Origin of the sequence: Photobacterium sp. S4TG1 (assembly GCF_036040035.1) — a bacterium.
In the GTDB taxonomy this organism is placed as follows: Bacteria; Pseudomonadota; Gammaproteobacteria; order Enterobacterales; family Vibrionaceae; genus Photobacterium.
This window is the reverse complement of sequence record NZ_JAYXUH010000001.1, coordinates 184558-200594: the sequence shown is the minus strand read 5'-3', so window position 1 is coordinate 200594 and position 16037 is coordinate 184558. Positions and strand designations below refer to the sequence as shown.

The 16037-nt window shown below is 35.8% G+C and carries 15 protein-coding genes; 9 read left to right on the top strand and 6 right to left on the bottom strand.

The window, feature by feature from the left end; genetic code table 11:
- Nucleotides 1-99 precede the first annotated feature (99 nt).
- The gene (locus tag VXS03_RS01035; RefSeq protein ID WP_327761479.1) at nucleotides 100-429 is read left to right on the top strand and encodes a hypothetical protein; all 330 of its coding nucleotides are present in this window, start codon (nucleotides 100-102) and stop codon (nucleotides 427-429) included.
- Between the two features lie 45 nt (nucleotides 430-474).
- Here VXS03_RS01035 and VXS03_RS01030 read toward each other — a convergent pair whose 3' ends face one another.
- Complete coding sequence (locus VXS03_RS01030; RefSeq protein WP_327761478.1) at nucleotides 475-981, bottom strand: MarR family winged helix-turn-helix transcriptional regulator; 507 nt, start codon at nucleotides 979-981, stop codon at nucleotides 475-477.
- Between the two features lie 486 nt (nucleotides 982-1467).
- Between VXS03_RS01030 and VXS03_RS01025 the strand changes: the two genes are divergently transcribed.
- The 6 genes from VXS03_RS01025 (at nucleotide 1468) to VXS03_RS01000 (ending at nucleotide 8317) form a co-directional block, all read left to right on the top strand.
- Nucleotides 1468-3132, top strand: a complete 1665-nt coding sequence (locus VXS03_RS01025; protein WP_327761476.1) for a L,D-transpeptidase family protein — start codon at nucleotides 1468-1470, stop codon at nucleotides 3130-3132.
- A gap of 200 nt (nucleotides 3133-3332) precedes the next feature.
- On the top strand, nucleotides 3333-3887 hold the full coding sequence (locus VXS03_RS01020; RefSeq protein ID WP_327761475.1) for a YcbK family protein: 555 nt from the start codon (nucleotides 3333-3335) through the stop codon (nucleotides 3885-3887).
- Nucleotides 3888-3966: 79 nt separating this feature from the next.
- Complete coding sequence (locus tag VXS03_RS01015) at nucleotides 3967-4620, top strand: MBL fold metallo-hydrolase (protein ID WP_327761474.1); 654 nt, start codon at nucleotides 3967-3969, stop codon at nucleotides 4618-4620.
- A gap of 208 nt (nucleotides 4621-4828) precedes the next feature.
- Nucleotides 4829-5437 (top strand): transcriptional regulator UhpA, encoded by a 609-nt coding sequence (gene uhpA / locus VXS03_RS01010; protein WP_327761473.1) that lies wholly within the window; start codon nucleotides 4829-4831, stop codon nucleotides 5435-5437.
- Nucleotides 5437-6993, top strand: coding sequence for a signal transduction histidine-protein kinase/phosphatase UhpB (gene uhpB / locus VXS03_RS01005; protein WP_327761472.1), 1557 nt, complete (start codon nucleotides 5437-5439; stop codon nucleotides 6991-6993). Before uhpA ends, uhpB begins: the two co-directional genes overlap by 1 nt.
- A 34-nt stretch (nucleotides 6994-7027) precedes the next feature.
- A complete protein-coding gene (locus tag VXS03_RS01000; protein ID WP_327761471.1) occupies nucleotides 7028-8317 on the top strand; it encodes an MFS transporter in 1290 nt (429 codons plus the stop codon).
- Here the strand turns inward: VXS03_RS01000 and VXS03_RS00995 are convergent.
- Nucleotides 8314-8832: a DUF2982 domain-containing protein gene (locus VXS03_RS00995; protein ID WP_327761470.1), complete on the bottom strand. Its 519-nt coding sequence runs from the start codon at nucleotides 8830-8832 to the stop codon at nucleotides 8314-8316. The two genes, VXS03_RS01000 and VXS03_RS00995, sit on opposite strands and share 4 nt — an antisense overlap.
- 458 nt (nucleotides 8833-9290) lie before the next feature.
- Between VXS03_RS00995 and VXS03_RS00990 the strand changes: the two genes are divergently transcribed.
- Together VXS03_RS00990 and VXS03_RS00985 are read left to right on the top strand one after the other, a co-directional pair.
- Nucleotides 9291-9653 carry a MarR family transcriptional regulator gene (locus tag VXS03_RS00990; protein ID WP_327761469.1) on the top strand — a complete coding sequence of 121 codons (363 nt, stop codon included), beginning with the start codon at nucleotides 9291-9293 and terminating at the stop codon, nucleotides 9651-9653.
- Between the two features lie 207 nt (nucleotides 9654-9860).
- On the top strand, nucleotides 9861-10166 hold the full coding sequence (locus tag VXS03_RS00985) for a hypothetical protein (protein WP_080156643.1): 306 nt from the start codon (nucleotides 9861-9863) through the stop codon (nucleotides 10164-10166).
- 80 nt (nucleotides 10167-10246) lie between these two features.
- Here the strand turns inward: VXS03_RS00985 and VXS03_RS00980 are convergent, their stop codons facing one another.
- From VXS03_RS00980 to asnS, 4 genes are all read right to left on the bottom strand, one after another.
- Entirely contained in the window at nucleotides 10247-11437 is a 1191-nt protein-coding gene (locus VXS03_RS00980) for an amino acid aminotransferase (protein ID WP_327761468.1), read from the bottom strand.
- Between the two features lie 175 nt (nucleotides 11438-11612).
- Nucleotides 11613-12899: a GGDEF domain-containing protein gene (locus VXS03_RS00975; RefSeq protein ID WP_327761467.1), complete on the bottom strand. Its 1287-nt coding sequence runs from the start codon at nucleotides 12897-12899 to the stop codon at nucleotides 11613-11615.
- A gap of 169 nt (nucleotides 12900-13068) precedes the next feature.
- Nucleotides 13069-14370: a GGDEF domain-containing protein gene (locus VXS03_RS00970; RefSeq protein WP_327761466.1), complete on the bottom strand. Its 1302-nt coding sequence runs from the start codon at nucleotides 14368-14370 to the stop codon at nucleotides 13069-13071.
- A gap of 197 nt (nucleotides 14371-14567) precedes the next feature.
- Nucleotides 14568-15968 carry an asparagine--tRNA ligase gene (gene asnS / locus VXS03_RS00965; RefSeq protein ID WP_327761465.1) on the bottom strand — a complete coding sequence of 467 codons (1401 nt, stop codon included), beginning with the start codon at nucleotides 15966-15968 and terminating at the stop codon, nucleotides 14568-14570.
- Nucleotides 15969-16037: the final 69 nt, after the last annotated feature.

Below are 16037 nucleotides of genomic sequence, written 5' to 3'. Positions count from 1 at the left end.
ATGTAATATCTCTTATTTGATCGCGTTAACAACTTGCAGAACAAATATGCATTACTATAAATTAATATTTATTTTTCATTGATAAATAAGGATATTACAATGATAAAATCTCCACCATCGTTACTTAATACGATTTATACCTTAGATTTACTAAGCCAACAGCTCAGTGTTTTGAGTCATGCTCACAATACTGAATCGAATTTACACGTTATTACTCAATTGGCCTTGTCAGAACAAGAACAAATAATGTTAATACGCATGAAAGCAGAAGCGATAAAGCAGGCACTGGATCGTGCTTTATCTGCGGTTGAGTTACATGATGAAGTTGCAATTAAGCAAGCATTAGTATTAGCTATGTATGAGTTAACACAACAACCAATGCCATCAACATTAATGAAGTATCAAGTTGATCCTGTATTAGCTGGATAGTCTTAATTAAATAAAAACCGACAATAATGTCGGTTTTTGATGTTGCTATTCGTCGTCAGAGCTGTCTATATTTACTTTCTCTTGTTTTGTAATACTGCCAACTTCAAGTAATGGTGCCGCATCTAGGTGCTCGGCATTCATCATGGTTGAAATCCGTTGTACTGAAGAAAGTAATAGTGATTGTTCCCAATCTTCTAGTTCTTGATATTGAGAAATAAAACTATCTTGTAACGGTAATGGTGCTTTATCAAGTAACGTTACGCCAGCCTCAGTTAAATGAGCATGAACTTTACGTTTATCAAGTACACTTCGCTGACGAACAACTAAGCCTCGTTTTTCTAAACGGTCAAGAATTGTTGTCGCTGTTGCTTGGCTCATATTGGTGTTATTAGATAGCTGACGAATAGTAATTTCACCCGATCCACGAATTGCACGCATTAATACTAACTGTGGACCAGTTAGTCCGGCATTCTTATTCAACTTTCTAGAATGTAGGTCAATTGCTCGAATAATTTGTCGTAGCGCAATCAATACTTCTTCGTGCCTATCCATCTAACTCTCCCAATTAAATCTGTGTGTAGTAACGCTATAAAATCTTTCTAATGTATAAGGTACTTTCATGGTGAGAGTATACAAGAATTATAATGTTTGCATTGCTCTTTATCTGTATCTAGTTAATTTATTTATAGATAAAAGGAATTACATGTCAGTGATTGCACACCAAAGTGTTTCAAAATTGTAAAATTAAGTGTTTTATGGAAATGATAGTTATTCTTATCTTTGTCAGTTGCGTAGAAGATAACGTAACCGACAACGGTGGATAAATATACCGATCAATTAAAGAATGATTTTATTGTACTAATATTGTGCATAATACTCACATTTACATGGCAGTATTTAACTTCAATAAAAAGAGGTTGTTATTCTAAATACTGAATAATAATTGTATTTCTAAGATTTGAGAATATGTTTTTATTCTATATTTAATCATCGAATATAGTTTTACTTTCATGCTGAGTGTGTGAATGGGAGTATTTAATGACATTAGTTAAGAATGCTTTTTTTATTGCCATATTAGTATTTATCAGCTTTTATTTACCAATACAATATGCCTATTCTCAATCACTTGGAGATGATCATCAACATACTTTAGTTAATATAAATAACACTTACTCTCCAGCGGCGGTTATCGAAAAGCCAACGAATATGCTCAATAGTGCTGAGTTATGGGTTGTCGATGCTAATGCAAATAAAGTGCATCTTAAATATTCGTCAACGCTCGTCGAATTATATTTATCAACCGGATTCCGTCAATTTTGGGAGAACCAACAATCAGTTAATGATTTCATCAATCAATTACGTATTATTAAATTAGCTGACGTAAATAAACAGTTAACAGCTAGATATCATTTACTTATTCAATTACAACGACAACAAAATTGGCAACAATATGATGTTATAGCGACCGATACCTTACTAATATATATTAGTTTTATTGAACAATTACAAGGCAAAGGTAAATTATGGTTATTTGGGGAAGTTGCTCCTTCAACATTGCCTCAGCCTAGTCGTGTTACGATTGAAAATATGCTTGATAGTTATGAAAATAATCGTTTTAATCAATTTATTATCAGCTTAAAGCCGCCACTCTCAGAATATAATCAATTAATCACATCAATCAACAAATTAGATTCTAAGCATACATTTCGATGGCCTGTTTTGAGATTTAATGGCAAAGTTGAACCGGGACAAAATATTACCTTTATATCTGATTTACTTACAGTACTTGAACGATTAGGTGATATTACACTTCGTGAGTCGCAACGTTACCAACAACAAAATAAATCGCTTTATACCGGTACGTTAGTACTGGCAATCAAGCGTTTTCAGGCGCGGCATGGATTAAAACAAGATGGTATTATTGGCTCACAAACACAAAAATGGTTAGCATTAAATCCAACCCAACGAGTGCGGCTATTGGCGCTAAATGCGCAGCGATTACGGTTGTGGTCGACAGATCTTCATACGGGTATTGTTGTGAACATTCCTAGTTATTATATGAAGTTATGGCTTAATGGTCGCTGGGTTATGAGCAGCAAAGTGATAGTGGGAAGGCCAACACGTCAAACTCCGATTTTTAACTCTGAAGTGAATTCTGTGGTGTTTAACCCTTATTGGAATGTACCTAATTCAATTATGAAAAAAGATATATTACCAAAGGCTCAACGTAATCGAAGTTATTTAAAGCGCCATAATTATGAAGTTCTTCGTAGTTGGGGGAGTACTGAAAAAATAAATATAAATTCAATTCCTTATAGTCTATTTTCTCCGAAAAAATTCCCTTATCGTTTACGTCAAAAACCGGGTAAAAAAAATGCATTAGGGTTATATAAATTTAATATACCTAACAATCAAGCCATTTACTTACATGATACCTCGTCCCCGGTATTATTTAATAAGCATGATCGTGCATTGAGCTCTGGTTGTGTGCGTGTATTGGAATCAAAATCACTCGCTTTGGCACTATTAGAATACTCAGGGAAAAATGAATCTCAATTTAACACTTTATCTAGAAGTAAAAAAACGCGCACTATTAGACTTAATAAAAGCAAAAAAGTTCCAGTTGAAATTATTTATCAAACCGCTTGGGTGAATGATGAAGGTGCTATAAATTATCGCTTTGATATTTACAATTATGATTAATGCCAACAAATAATGCGCTATTAATTTCTGCTTACAATAATAAATTAGTGTAAGTTAATGATATTTAAAAATAGATATATCAATTTGATATTCTGTGACTTGGATATTTGACTGACTAATTGACTAAAGATAATGTTTTGCAATATTGGTATATGAATTGCTTTAGCAATAGGTAACATTTTCTTTTGGTTGTGTAAGTTATGTCAAATTTAGATATTAGTCGCCGTAAATTTTTAACATTAAGTGGAATCGCAGTGGGAGCATGTATACTTCCTAATATTGCTCAAGCAAGTCCTTTTCAAGCAACAACACCTCGAACAATGTTATTGCGTAATTTGCATACGGGTGAAGAATTAGAAACTAAATATTTCAATGGTAAAACGTATGTTGGCAAGGAAGTTAGACGTTTAGATCATCTTTGCCGTGATTTTCGTCAAAATGAAATTGCTCGTATAGATCGTCGTTTATATGATGCTATTGCACAAATTCAGTCTTATCTTGGTCATGAAGGTTATGCTCAATTATTTTCTGGTTATCGTTCTGCTAAAACTAACAAGATGCTAGCAAAACGCGGGGGAGTTGCGAAAAAAAGCTATCATATGAAGGCACAGGCTATTGATTTTAATCTTGAAGGAGTGCCGTTAGCTAAAATACGCAAGGCTGCATTAGATTTAAACATCGGTGGTGTCGGTTACTACCCAAACAGTCAATTTGTTCATATTGATACAGGTCCGGTTCGTAATTGGAGAGGATAGTTTATTGTTGTGTCATCTGTATTTTTAGGGATATTCGTGGCATGCTTCGCTAAATAGTGTCTCTGTTTAGGAAGTATGAATGAGTCTTCAATATAAAATAGTACCAGTAACGCCGTTTCAACAAAATTGCTCTATTATCTGGTGCGATGAAACACACCAAGGTGCAATTATTGATCCCGGTGGTGACATTGAGCAACTTCAAAAAGAAGTAGCAGCATTAGGTGTTAACGTTACTCAATTATTACTTACCCATGGACATTTAGATCATGTAGGTGGTACTGAGCCGCTTTCTCAAATACTTAATGTGCCCGTTATTGGGCCGCAGCAAGATGATGAATTTTGGTTACAAGGATTACCTCGTCAAAGCGAAATGTTTGGCTTTCCTATGACAGAAGCATTTGCGCCGACTCAATGGCTTAATGATGGTGATGTAGTCACTGTTGGTAATCAAACATTACAAGTATTTCATACACCTGGCCACACGCCTGGTCATGTGATTTTTTACAGCGCGAATGCTAAAGTCGCGTTTGTAGGGGACGTATTATTTAAAGGTGGCATCGGTCGAACTGATTTTCCACAAGGTAATCATCCAACATTGATAAATTCGATTAAGACCAAATTGTGGCCTTTAGGTAATGAGGTAACGTTTATTCCTGGTCATGGCCCTCTCTCTACTTTTGGCCATGAGCGAGTGACTAACCCGTTTGTAGCAGACGAAATGCCACTATATTAAACCAACTGTGTGACTTGACGGTAAGCTGCATAGTATAGATAGACTAAGTTAATAACCACTGGCGATTTTATTGGCAGTGGTTTTTGTGTTTTTTACAACCAAAGAAATATTTAGTTGGCTAGAGCTTGCATGAATTTATTCCAAACGGTACTTTATGTCGATTAAGACTTCTTTTGTTGCTTTTTAATGCTCATGGGTATTTCTCGTTATGATTACAATCGCTTTAGTTGATGATCATGTCATTGTCCGTTCTGGTTTTGCTCAATTATTATCGTTAGAACCAGATATGAAAGTGATCAATCAATTTAGTTCGGCACAAGAAGCGCGTAATGGCTTAGCTAAGCAAGTTGTTGATGTGTGTATTATTGATATTTCAATGCCAAATGAAAGTGGTTTAACATTACTTGAAGATTTAGTCAATAGTGCGAGTTGTATTATGTTAAGCGTGCATGATTCAGCAACGGTGATAAATAAAGCATTAACAACCGGCGCAAAAGGGTATTTAAGTAAACGCTGTAGCCCTGATGAACTTGTTCAAGCCGTACGAAAAGTTGCAAAAGGCGAATCTTATTTAGCATCTGATATCGAAATGCAATTAGAAACCACAGATCCTTACCAACAATCTGTTGCATGTTTAACTAAACGTGAGCGCCAAATCAGTGAAATGTTGGCTGCTGGATTAGATGTTAAAGCGGTTGCTGTTGAATTAGGTTTAAGCCATAAAACTGTTCATGTGCATCGAGCGAATGCAATGGATAAACTTAATGTTAGTAATAATGTTGAGTTAGTTAAATATTTTCCACTAGAAATATTGTAATGCGCCATTATGTACTGACGTCATTAGGCGGATGTTTATTTTTTATTTGTAGCTGGTTTTGTTTGTGGGTTATTGCTTTTTATTTTCTCGTTGATCCAGCTTTGGCCATTCTATTTTTTCCTTTCGCACTGAGATTAGGAATAACACTGCATACCGCTAGTCGCTATTGGATTGTTATTTATGGCACTGAATGGGGGCTGATTTTATTATTGGCAAAAGCGCTTAATGATCTTCCGTGGTGGCCTATTTTAATTGCGAGTATTTTATCATGGCCCGTATTGTGGTTTGCTCGTCGTTATTATTATGGCGATCAATGGCGGCAGTTATTCATTATGGCGGCGGTTATTGTCTCCACTGCGGTGATTAATGTTGTTATGGTGATGGGATTTCGGTCTATCATTCATCTTCCGCTATCGCCAATGGGGATGATCTTTTTAATCAGTGTCACTGGCGGACTAATGTTAGTGCCCACATGTTACTTATTATGGAGTTTTTTATTTAATCGCTCATGGATTCCACTCACTGTCGCTCTTATTTCTAAACCATTAGAATTACGTCACCGTGATTTGTGTTTATATGCCTTACTTTTTATCGCTAATATTTTATTACAAGTAAATTTACCTGATGAACTTAGCCGGTTTGCACCTTTTTGCTTGGCTATTCCTATTATTGTGTTTGCATTTCGGCATGGATGGCAGGGGGCATTACTTGGAACATTACTTAATAGTATTGCTTTAATTGCCGCTCGAAGTGATGTCAGTAATATGGAAATTACGGATTTATTATTATCACTGTCAGCACAAAGTTTAACTGGAATTCTGTTAGGTCTTGGTATTCAAAGGCAACGAGATCTTAATACTAAGTTATCGTCAGAGTTAGGTAGAAATCAAGTTTTATCACGTCAATTAATTAAAACAGAAGAATCGGTTAGGCGTGATGTTGCCAGAGAGTTACATGATGAAATAGGGCAAAATATTACCGCAATTAGAATGCAAGCGAGTATTTTAAAACGGGTTGAAATAGCACCGGTTACTCAGCAATGTGCGTCAACCATTGAGCAATTGTCTCTTAATATTTATGATACAACCAAAGGTTTATTATCACGTTTACGGCCAAAAACATTAGATGATCTCGGTTTAGCGAAAGCTGTAGAGCAGGTTGTGTGTGACTTAAAACTAGAAGATAAAGGGATTGAGGTTGCCATGGCATGGGGGCGTCATCAGCCGCTATTGTGTGATACTACAAGTGTGACCCTGTACCGTATATGCCAAGAAGCATTGAATAATATTGCTAAATATTCACGCGCGACAGAAGTTATTATTGAATTACAAATTGACCAACAAATTAGATTACAAATTGAAGATAACGGGGTTGGATTTAAAGCAGAAGATGCTTTTAAAGGCTTTGGTCTTCGAGGTATTCGTGAACGGGTTGAAATTCTAGGCGGGCAATGTTCGATAGTCAGTCATTACCGTGATAGTACCCAAGAAAAAAGCTTACAAAAACAAGTGACTAATACGGGTACGACATTGGTCATTATCTTGCCTTTAGCATGATAGTAACATTAACTTCTTTATAATCAGGTACCACATGGCCGTATTATCAGACTCAACCGTTGATCAACGCTATAAATATTGGCGATTGCATATCATGATCAGCATGTATATTGGCTATGCTGGGTTTTATTTAACGCGTAAAAATTTTACTTATGCAATGCCAACCATGATTGCTGATTTAGGTTGGGATAAAGCTGATATTGGCATGATGGGCACTCTGTTCTATCTAACTTATGGCTGTTCAAAATTTATATCAGGCATGATATCAGATCGCTCTAATCCACGTTACTTTATGGGAATTGGGCTTATTGCGACGGGTATAATAAATATCTGTTTTGGTTTTTCCAGCTCCATCGTTGCGTTTACGTTATTGTGGATAGCAAATGCATGGTTTCAAGGATGGGGATGGCCTGCTTGTTCTAAGTTATTAACAACTTGGTATTCACGCTCTGAACGTGGTTTGTGGTGGTCGTGCTGGAATACGGCACATAATGTTGGGGGAGCATTGATTCCCTTGCTGGTGGGCTTTTTAACACTACATTATGGTTGGCGTTACGGCTTTTTTATTCCTGGTATTATTGCGATTGTGATAGGTATTGGCCTCTGTTGGCGCTTGCGAAATAAACCTACGGCAATGGGATTACCTAGTGTTGGTTTATGGCGCCATGATTATTTAGAAGTTGCCCAAGAAAATGAAGGGATCGGCCTTACTCAGCGACAAGTCTTATTTAAATATGTTTTAACTAACAAATACTTGTGGTTACTGGCAGTAAGTTATGTACTAGTGTATATCGTTAGAACAGCGATTAATGACTGGGGTAATATTTATTTAACGGAACAGCATCACTATAGTTTGTTGTCTGCAAATGGGGCGTTATCACTTTTTGAGATTGGTGGTTTTTTAGGATCTCTTGTGGGAGGCTGGGGCTCAGATAAATTATTTGGTGGTAACCGCGGCCCGATGATTCTACTCTTTTCTATGGGGATCTTTTTGGCCGTTGCAGCATTGTGGTTAATGCCTGTCACTAATTATATTTTACAAGCGGGCTGTTTTTTTGCGATAGGCTTTTTTGTCTTTGGCCCACAAATGCTAATTGGCATGGCTGCAGCAGAGTGTTCTCATAAAGATTCAGTTGGTGCTGCAACAGGTTTTGTTGGCTTATTTGCTTACATGGGGGCAGCATTAGCAGGGTATCCGTTGGCTATTATTATGAACCATTATCATTGGACTGGCTTTTTTGTTGTCATTTCAATCGCAGCTGCATTAATAGGGTTGCTGTTATTACCTTTTCTTAAAGCTCAGAAGGTTACTTCGGCAATTTAGGTATGAGATTGAGCGGCTGCTTTATAGCGACGTAATAGACCTATAAAGTCGCTTATTGGACGATCAATCGCATCATCAGCAATAAAAAAATCAAATCCAAGTAATTCTCGATTATAACGCATTCGATTAGCTAGCATGGCTTGCAGACCCCGTAATTGTTCACCGTTGCTGGTTATAAATGGATTATCATCAAATAATATATCTTCAAGTTGGTGATGAGGGTGAGAACCATTCTTAAGTGCCATGACTAGTAAAATTCGTTGTTCAAGTAATAGCCGAGATGCAACACGTGGGCAGATAGTACGAATAAAATTATCATAATTTTTCAGACGAACACCAATCCACGGTAGAGGTTGGTGCCATCCATCGGTAGACAGTGTCACATTTCCTATCTGTTGAATATTATGCCATGTTGTTGACCAACCGCCATAATGACTATGAAATTGGCAATGCATAAAGGTCAATGTAAAACTCATGGTCGATGGATTAAAAAAGAGGGTGGTAGTTAATAACACGATGCATCCTAATGATATAGCTATCATCAAGAGACTTATAGTTGAAAATTGTGTATTAAAATAGCTTAATAAAGCAAAAGTTAGGGTAGTGAATATTATCGCTATCCAGAGATAGTGTTTTGTGGTTAGTTTTTCCGTATGAATATGAAGCGTTTCCATTACGGCCTCCTTAACCATTCAAACGATGATAATGATATTAATATCGCTTTCAAGTATATATTATAGATGTATTTGTCTAAAAAAGAATTCCGATGAAAATAATGAATTTGATGCATACTTTTACTAAAAATGCGTACAAATTCGCAATTATTTGATATTCGTTTGTGAGTGATCATATTTATTGACGGATAAATAACCGTTTGCTGGTAATTGTTACATAACCTTGGTATAAAACGCGCTCACTTTTTCTCGATGAAAATAGTGGAGATCGCAAGTAGTGTAACGGAGTAAAAAAAGTAATGAGAATTTCTCACAAACGTAATGTTCAACGTAAACTGCATAAACAGAAACCTCTTTTAAGCAATACAGTCTTTGCAGTTAAAAAGATGCCTGAAGTGGAACTGGTCATTGAAACGCCAATGGTTACTGAAACGATTGTTTCTAAACCTGCTGTAACGTTAACGCCAAAGCAACAACAAGTATTGGATATTGTGGTAAGCCAAGCTGACGGTCTAAATCCAAAGGGTATTGGTTTACAAGCTGGTCAGGAAGAGACAAAGGCTGCTTCTTGGGCTACTGGTGCGTTAAAAAAACTAACAGAAGAAGGGTTAGTTGAGCGCATCCAATTGGCAGGGAATAAAGTGTTATATAAAGCACTTTAAGATATGCCGATCCCGCTTCTCTTTAAGAAGCGGGGATTTCCTCGTTTGATTTTGATTCCCCTCCTTTTTTGTATCCATATCACAGCTATTGTCTATACTATTATTATCTTTAAGACATAAAACCGACGCTTTTTTTTTACTCTGCTATAACTATAAACAAGGAGAGTAATTCTCAAGGAGTACGCAGAATTCGGAGAGATTGATCTTATGACGATGATAAGTGCAAAGGAATTTTCTGGTTGGCTACTTGAACGATTTGCAGATGAAACACAGGGAGTATCCCTTAGTCGCGAAGATATTAATATGCTAACAGGGAGACAAAGTTTTTCTCTCGGTTATATTCACGATATACATTATGAAGTGATGCGGCATGGAATGGCGTTTGTAACAGATACTACAAGAGAAATGTTTTATCTTGTGCCAATATCAGAACGGCCTTGGCGTAAGCAATTAGAGAAGCATTATGAGCATGATCTTTATTGTAATGTATTACCACTGAATAAGTCTGGCTAATATTATTTGTGTCATATAATAGCTAAAAAAAAGAGGATAATTATCCTCTTTTTTATTGGTGTATTTTAGCGGTTTTTATACTATAAAACGGCAGCAATACCTTGGCATAATGGCAACATATTTGATTTTGTCATACCAGCAACACTGATGCGACCAGAGCCAACAATATAGATAGCAAATTCTTCTTTGAGACGATTTACTTGATCTTTATTAAGACCTGAAAATGAGAACATGCCATTTTGACGTTCAATAAAGCTAAAATCAGTATCAACACCACATTGTTTTAGTGTTGCTACAAATAAGACACGCATCTCTTGAATACGATCGCGCATTTCTGTTACTTCCTGCTCCCATTCGGCGCGCAATACCGCGTCATTTAAAATCTGGGTCACAATAGCGGCACCGTGAGCGGGTGGGTTTGAGTAAATAACACGTGCAATAGATTTTACTTGGCTAAAAGAAATAGCGGCTTGTTCTGCATTTTTAGCAACCAAAGTGAAAGCGCCTACACGCTCATTATAAAGACCAAAGTTTTTAGAAAAAGAACTTGCAACAAGTAGTTCAGGCATCTGATCGGCAAAGATACGCAGTCCTTGTGCATCTTCTTCAACACCTTGAGCAAAGCCTTGATAAGCAAAATCAAACATTGGCAGTAACTCTTTTTCTAAACAGAGTTTAGCGATTGTTTGCCATTGTTGATTTGTAGGATCAATACCTGTTGGGTTATGGCAACAGCCATGGAGTAAGACGACATCACCAGCATTAGCTTGATTTAAATCAGCGACCATAGCATCAAAATCTATATCTTTTGTCTGCGCGTTATAGTAACCGTAAGTGTTAGTTTCTAGGCCAGCTGCACCAAAGACACCATGGTGGTTTGCCCATGTTGGATTACTGATCCAAACTGTAACATCACCTAACTGACGTTTAATAAATTCAGCAGCAACACGTAATGCTCCTGTCCCACCGGGGGCCTGTGCTGTCTGTACACGTTTTTCCGCAATCAGCGTTGAATCTGCACCAAAAAGTAATTGCTGCACTGCTAGGCCATATTCAGGAGTACCTGGAATGCTTAAATAAGATTTTGTTGTTTCTTGTGCTAATAGAATGGCTTCTGCTTTTTTAACCGTAGCTAAAACAGGCGTGTTGCCAGCTTCATTTTTATAAATACCCACGCCGAGGTTAATTTTATGTGTTCTAGGATCAGCTTTAAATTCATCTGTTAAACCGAGAATAGGGTCTGCGGGTGCTGCTGTAATCTTTTCAAACATATCGATCATCCATGGGTAGTTAAAGAGTTATGCCCCTATTTATACCCTTAGTGATAGAAGTTTGACAAGAGGGTGTAACAAATTTATGAATTTATAATTATGTTTTGTTATTGCATGTCTATGATCATTATCTCCATAGCTATCGATTGTTTGTATGGGGTGAAACAATCGCTCTTTAAGCAATGGTTACTTGATTTCGGCCATTATGTTTAGAATGATAGAGAGCTTGATCTGCTAATTTATAGGCATCATTAAAATGTATATTAGTTGCACTAAGTCCACCAATAGAAACGGTAATATTAATATCTAATATTGGACATAAAGAGATCGCATCACATATCTTCTGGGCTTTTATTCTTAATTGCTCTTTATTCATATCAGAAAAGGATAATATAAATTCCTCACCGCCCCAACGAATGGCGACATCTTGTTTACGAATACAATTATTAATACGCTTAGTGACAGCACGAATAACGTCATCGCCAACCTCATGACCATAAGTATCATTTACATTTTTAAAGTGATCTATATCGATAATCAGTAAATTAAAATTTTGTTGATTAATTAATTTAATTTCATAGTAGTCACGACGATAAAATCGTGTCATTTGGTCATGCCGTAAAATGAAATTTTTATTTGCAATCAATTGTGTTAATGAATGGTATAAAAATAGTAATAAAATGGATGGTAAAAGGGTTACTTTTAAAAGTGTGTAAAAATTAATGCCTAAATTGATAGGATCAACTGTTGAGCATGGTAATAATTCGCTTGTATGATAAATATTATTATTATCCATACTTATAATTGTCATTTTGTTTTTATTAAACTTAGCTAATATGTTCTCAAATGCTGCATTATTAATATCTATTGCCAATAAAGAATCTAATTGTTTATTATTATAGATAGGATAATAAATAGTACGGATAGTTTGATCGGTTCCTGGTTCTTTATATATATCGGTTAATTTTATATTACAACCATAAAATGAGCGATAAGTGTCCATCAAGTCTTCATTTTTAACAATAGTATTAATCGCTATTTTATCATAACCTTTTAAATAAGCAGGTCTAAGAGGATCAAAATGCGAATAGTCTGATGCTGTTTCAAAAACAGCAACTGTCCATATATTATTATCAGTAAGTTGGTTGATGTTTGAGCGTAATTTTTTAATTCCAGTCGATAATATTTTGGCATTTGTAGGTGTGTTTACGACAACTGATACTCCATTAAACAGGTATTTTCCTGTGTTTAAGGCGACAGTATCAGTATTATTATAAAATGAACCGAAACGACGGGCGACCGAGTACACATTATTTAATGTAGTAATGTACTGAGTTTGTAATTTTTCGATATTGTATATATTATAAATAAAATATGAACTAGAACAAATTATGAAAAATAAAGTAAAGAGCTTTAAGTGGCTGAACGTTTTTTTTAAAAAACTATTTACAGTTATCGTCATTACTATCCATAGATATTAGAATATGACATTGCATTCTATATATTCCTTTTACAGATTAAAGTGAAACATATATATTGTAACCATAAATTATTTTTATCAATGCTATTAAATTCTCTGGAGGTATTTTTTTAGCTAGCTTATTGACCTATATCGCTAAAATTTTATCTATTCAGGCAATAGTGTATTGATTTCTTCCATTGTTTTTTGAGTAATAGAGCGCTTTATCCGCTGCTTTATAAGCATCGTTAAAGTGTATATTTGTATCTGATACGCCACCAATTGATACCGTGATATCAATATCCAATATTGAATCAGAGGCAACTGCTTGGCATATTTTTTTAGCTTTAAAATATAATTGTTGATGGTTCATCTCAGGAAACGAAATGATAAATTCTTCGCCACCCCATCGAATTGGAATATCTTTTTTACGGATACAACTATTAATACGTATTGCAATATGACGTATTACATCATCACCAACTTCATGGCCATAGGTATCATTGATTTTTTTGAAGTTATCAATATCTATAATTAATATATTAAAGTTTCGTTGTTTTAATAGTTTTTTCTCATAATAATCGCGACGATAAAAATTAGTCATATGATCACGTTGGATAGCATGTCTTTTTTTAATTAGGTAGGATTGAAAATAATTAGATAGAAAACTTAATATTAAAGCAGGGAAAAAAACCATTTTAAAAATAGAAAATAAATTAATACCAATATTAATAGGATTTAATTGTGAGCAAGGTAATAATTCTTTTATTTTATAAATGTTACCCTTTTTATTAGAATTTAGTACAGTTAAATAACTTGTATTATAACGTTGTAAGCATTTAGAAAGAATATTGTTTTTTATATCTATTGCGACTAAAGCATCAAGATGTTTATTATTATAAATAGGGTAGTAAAGGGTTCTTATTTTAATATTTGAACCTGTTTCAACATAACTTTCTGTTAGTTTGATATTACATCCGTAAAACGATTGATAAGTATTAGCGAGACCTTCCCGTTGAACAATACGGTGCATTACTGAATTTTCGCCATATTTATCAAATTGAGTTAAGTACTCTGGTCTAATTGGATCAAAATGAGCGTAATCTGCAGGATTTTCAAATACGGCAATAGTCCATATATTATTATTGGTAAGTCTATTTAATTGTGAGCGTAATTTTTCTATACCACTGGAGAGAGTCTTGACTTTAGTTGCAGTATTTACAATTAATGAAACATTATTTTTGATATAATGATTTTCAGGTTTATATACCTCTGGAGTATTATTGTAATAGGAACCAAAACGACGGGTATATGAATATACATCTTGAATTCGAGCAATATAACGGAGCTTAAATTTTTCAAGATGATAAATATTGTAAATAAGAAAGAAACTAGAGAATACGAAAAAAAGTAAGGCAAAAGTTTTCAATACGAGAACAGGACGCTTTTTAGTATCCTTATTATTTTTTTTCATGGGAGAGACTTCGTTACATGTATTCTTTATGTGAATGATCCCTGTAAATTTAATCTATTTGTGGAATGAATACAATCTTTATAAATTATAATTAAGAATTAAGCGTAAATGTCACATATTTGATCTTATGTTTGTATTGATTGTAAACAAAAAAACCATCCGAAGATGGTTTTTTTACGACTAATTACACGGAGTATTTAGAAGTTTGCAGAACGTGGTGTGCGAGGGAATGGAATAACATCACGGATGTTACTCATGCCCGTTACGTAAGAGACTAGACGTTCAAAACCTAGACCAAAGCCTGAGTGTGGTACTGAACCGTAACGACGTAAGTCGCGGTACCAGCCCATGCTTTCAGGATTTAGGCCCATTTCAATCATACGTGCATCAAGTTGTTCTAAACGCTCTTCACGTTGTGAACCACCGATAATCTCACCAATACCAGGTGCAAGTACATCCATTGCTGCAACAGTTTTGCCATCTTCGTTCATACGCATGTAGAACGCTTTGATGTCTTTTGGATAGTTCTTCACAATTACTGGTGCTTTGAAGTGTTGCTCAGCAAGGAAACGCTCGTGCTCAGAAGACATATCAATGCCCCACTCAACATCGTTCTCAAACTGACGACCAGAATCTTGAAGAATCTTGATTGCATCAGTGTAGTCTACTTGTGCAAAATCAGATGTTACAAATTGCTCTAGACGAGTGATAACGTCTTTATCAATGCGAGAAGCAAAGAATTCAAGATCGTCACGGCGCTCTTCAAGTACAGCTTTAAATACATATTTCAGCATATCTTCAGCTAGTTTTGCTACATCGTTTAGATCAGCAAAAGCAACTTCAGGCTCAACCATCCAGAATTCAGCTAGGTGACGACTGGTGTTTGAGTTTTCAGCACGGAAAGTTGGACCAAATGTGTATACTTTACTTAGGGCACAAGCATAAGTTTCAGCATTTAATTGACCAGATACTGTTAGGAATGTTTCTTTGCCAAAGAAATCTTTGTCAAAATCCACTTCGCCTTTGTCTGTCATTGGCAAGTTTGCCATATCTAGCGTAGACACACGGAACATCTCACCAGCACCTTCACAATCAGACGCTGTGATAAGTGGTGCTGACATCCAGATGAAGCCTTGCTCGTGGTAGAAACGGTGAATCGCTTGAGATAGACAGTTACGGACACGTGCAACCGCGCCAATTACGTTAGTACGTGGGCGTAGGTGTGCAACTTCACGTAAATACTCAATAGAGTGACGTGTTTTAGCCATTGGGTATGTTTCTGCATCTTCTACCCAGCCAACAACTTTAACGGCTGTTGCTGCTAATTCGAAATCTTGACCTTTAGCAGGAGAGGCAACAATTGTACCTGTGACTTCAACAGAGCAACCAGTTGTTAATTTAAGAACTTCTTCCTGGTAATTATTTAACTCATTAGAGACCACGGCCTGAATCGGGTCGAAACAAGAGCCGTCATAAATGGCAAGGAAAGAAATTCCAGCTTTGGAATCACGACGTGAGCGAACCCAACCGCGAACAGTGACTTCACTGTCTACAGCAAGTTTACCGCTTAATACGTCTGTTACAGGCGCGTAAGTCATGTTTAAGTTATTCTCCGTTTAGGCACTTCACTTTGGAATTAAAGTATTACGTGCTTAAAGATATCGTTG